Source organism: Pseudomonas sp. RP-B7 (assembly GCF_059803535.1).
In genome coordinates this window covers 1-2,921 of record NZ_JAPFHC010000065.1, presented here as the reverse complement: position 1 = coordinate 2,921, position 2,921 = coordinate 1, and the positions used below count along the sequence as shown (strand labels likewise).

Below are 2,921 nucleotides of genomic sequence, written 5' to 3'. Positions count from 1 at the left end.
CCCCCCCCCCCCCCCCCCCCCCCCCCCCCCCCCCCCCCCCCCCCCCCCCCCCCCCCCCCCCCCCCCCCCCCCCCCCACAAAAGCCCCGCACCCACAGGGGGGGCCATTGTTCTTGGGGTTGGGGACTAAACCCTGAACTGATCCATTAATTTCATCTGCTGGCTGGCCAATGCATTCAGTTGGCTGCTGATCGCCGCCGACTCGGTGGCCTGGCCGGTGAGTGTCTCGGTCACCGTACGGATCGCCGAGACGTTGCGGTTGACCTCTTCGGCCACCGCACTCTGTTGCTCGGCGGCGCTGGCGATTTGCAGGTTCATGTCGCTGATCACCGTCACCGCATCGCTGATCTTGCCCAGCGCCTGCACCGCCTGATGGATCTGCCCGGCATTGCTCTGGGCCTGGCTCTGGCTCGAATGCATGGTCGCCACCACGCCACGGGTGCCGCTCTGGATGCGTTCGATGACCACGCGGATTTCCTCCACCGAATCCTGGGTGCGCTTGGCCAGGTTGCGCACTTCGTCGGCCACCACCGCAAAACCACGCCCGCTTTCGCCGGCGCGTGCCGCTTCAATCGCCGCGTTGAGCGCCAGCAGGTTGGTCTGCTCGGCAATGCTGCGGATCACTTCCAGCACGGAGCCAATCTGCTCGCTGTTCACCGCTAGCGCCTCGACTTCGCCCACGGCCTTGCTGACTTCTTCGGCCAGGGTGGTGATGTCGCGGGTGCTTTGCTCGATGATCGACATGCCCTCACGCGCCGACTGATCGGCGCCCCGTGCCGCGCTGGCGGCATTGGAGGCGCTGTTGGCGACGTCATGGGCGGTGGCGCTCATTTCATTCGAGGCGGTGGCTACCTGGTCGATTTCGCGGAACTGCACCTGCATGCCTTCGCTGGTCTGGCGCGCGATGGCCGAGGATTGGTCGGCCGTACCGCGTGCCTCGGTGATGCTTTGCTTGATCTGCGCGATGGTCGGTTGCAGCTTGTCGAGGAAGCGGTTGAACCAGTTCGCCAACTCGCCCAATTCGTCTTTTTTGCTATAGGTCAGGCGTTGGGTGAGGTCGCCGTCGCCGCTGGCGATGTCCTTGAGCATGGCGGCCACGCTGTTGATCGGGCGGGTCACGCCGGTGGCGGTCAGCCAGATCAGCAGCAAGCCCAGCAGGCCAGCGGCGGCGGCCACCAGCAGGGCCTTGAGCGTACCGGCTGCCTGGGCGTTGTCGAGTACCCCTTGCAACTTGACGCTATCGGCGAGCATCACCGCTTTTGGCAGCTTGATCACCACGCCCCAGGCTTTGGCGTCGGCAATCGGCTTGACCGGGTACACGGCGCGGATGGTGTCAGCCTGTTCGCGGATCATGGGTTTATCACTGGCCAGCAACTGCACGATTTCCTTGCCCTCGGCGCCGAGGGTGTCGACCAGGTTCTTGCCGACCTTGGCCGGCTCGCCGCTGTAGGCGGCAATCAGGCCGGTGCTGGAGAGAATCTCCAGGTGCGCTGCGCCGTTGAACAGGTCCTTCTGCGCAGCGTCGGCGGTTGCTTGCAGGGCGGTGAGGGCGATGTCGACACCGATGACGCCGATGAGTTTGCCCTCCACGATCAGCGGCGAGGCGATGGTGGTCATGAGTACCTTTTTGCCGGCCACCGTATCCTCATACGGGTCCAGCAAGCAGGTATTGCGGGTGTCCCGTGGGCAGGTGTACCAGATGTTGTAGGGCGTACCGTTGAGGGTGAGGGTGGTCTTGTTCAAGTCTTCTTCGACCATGATGGTGTTCAAGCCTTCACCGCCGGCACGGCTCCAATAGCTGGAGAAGCGTCCTTTTTCGTTGGAGACGCGCGCCTTGTCATCGACGAATTCGCTGTCTTTGCCGTCGAGGCCGTTGGGCTCGAATGACAGCCAGAAACCCAGCACTTTGCTGTTGCGATCGAAGGTGGTTTTCAGGCTCTGGTTGATTTCTTCGCGCAGTGCGCCGGCTTCCAGGCCACGCTTGCTGGCCATGATGCGCAAATCCTTGATTTGGTCGGCCAGCGCGGTCAGCGCCATCAGGCTGTCGCCGAAGGTTTTTTGCAACTGCACCGCTTGCTCGGCGGCCCTGGCTTGCAGCAGTTGTTCCACGCTGGCGGTGAGCATGCGCGAGCTTGAATCGCTGACCAACAGATCATTCTGGTTGGTGTTGTAGATATTGATGCTGACGACCAGCGCTATCACCCCCAACAGGCAAAGGCCGGACAGCAGCACGATTTTCAGGCGGATGGAGAGGGTGTTGAACATAGGCTCACTCGCGAGTGGAGTTGTTGGAAGGCACGCAGTGCAGGCCAAGTCCCTTCAGCGCTATGTCTGAAACATCGGCGTAACAAATTTATTCATGAGCAGCAGGCGATGAGCGGTAGGAAAACACCTACAGCCTGCGTTACACGGGCTGTGCGAGTCGTTCGGGGCGAGACCAGATCCACAGGTTGCCCAGGCTCATTCCGGCAATCGCCAGGTAGATCGGCCAGCCGTGATCGAGCATCACCAGCATCAGGCCGGCGCAGAGCAGCATGCTCACGGTGGCGCTGACCTTGGCGCGCCGGGCGATGATCTTGCCGTTGCGCCAATTGAACAGGATCGGCCCGAACAGGCGGTGGTTCTCCAGCCAGGCGCTGAGGCGTGGCGAGCTTTTGGTGGCGGCCCAGGCGGCCAGCAGGATGAATTCAGTGGTGGGCAAACCCGGCACGACAATCGCGATCAACCCAATGCCCAGGCTGACGTAGGCCAGCAGGCCGAAGAGGAGCCGGGCGATTTTCGAGGTGGATTGGGTTTTGCCGGTCATGGGGGTATCGCAGGGATTCAATATGAAATGAGACCAGAATGTGGGGGGGGGGGGGGGGGGGGGGGGGGGGGGGGGGGGGGGGGGGGGGGGGGGGGGGGGGGGGGGGGGGGGGGGGG

The 2,921-nt window shown here is 63.5% G+C and carries 2 protein-coding genes; both read right to left on the bottom strand.

Features of this window, described 5'->3' with window-relative positions:
* Positions 1-125 precede the first annotated feature (125 nt).
* The gene (locus OPU96_RS28725; RefSeq protein ID WP_226456279.1) at positions 126-2,264 is read right to left on the bottom strand and encodes a methyl-accepting chemotaxis protein; all 2,139 of its coding nucleotides are present in this window, start codon (positions 2,262-2,264) and stop codon (positions 126-128) included.
* Between the two features lie 139 nt (positions 2,265-2,403).
* Positions 2,404-2,805, bottom strand: a complete 402-nt coding sequence (locus OPU96_RS28720; protein WP_226456278.1) for a YbaN family protein — start codon at positions 2,803-2,805, stop codon at positions 2,404-2,406.
* Positions 2,806-2,921: the final 116 nt, after the last annotated feature.

Coding starts and splice junctions, on each gene's coding strand:
- OPU96_RS28720 (WP_226456278.1), bottom strand. CDS start 2,805: ATGACCGGCAAAACCCAATCCACCTCGAAAATCGCCCGGCTCCTCTTC.
- OPU96_RS28725 (WP_226456279.1), bottom strand. CDS start 2,264: ATGTTCAACACCCTCTCCATCCGCCTGAAAATCGTGCTGCTGTCCGGC.